The sequence below is a fragment of the Rhodococcus sp. no. 34 genome (genome assembly GCF_054589475.1).
Genome location: NZ_BAAILK010000005.1, coordinates 1 through 204 on the forward strand (window position 1 = coordinate 1; position 204 = coordinate 204).

Here is a 204-nt window from a genome sequence, read left to right on the forward strand (position 1 = left end):
CAGGTCGGCTACCCGTCGTCGCCTTGGTAGGCCATTACCCCACCAACAAGCTGATAGGCCGCGGGCCCATCCTGCACCGATAAATCTTTCCACCACCCACCATGCGATAGGAGGTCATATCCGGTATTAGACCCAGTTTCCCAGGCTTATCCCGAAGTGCAGGGCAGATCACCCACGTGTTACTCACCCGTTCGCCGCTCGTGT

At 58.3% G+C, this 204-nt stretch carries 1 rRNA gene; it reads right to left on the bottom strand.

Annotation, left to right across the window (positions count from 1 at the left end):
• Positions 1 to 204: ribosomal RNA gene (locus ACYP01_RS00280) — 16S ribosomal RNA — on the bottom strand; the annotation flags it as partial.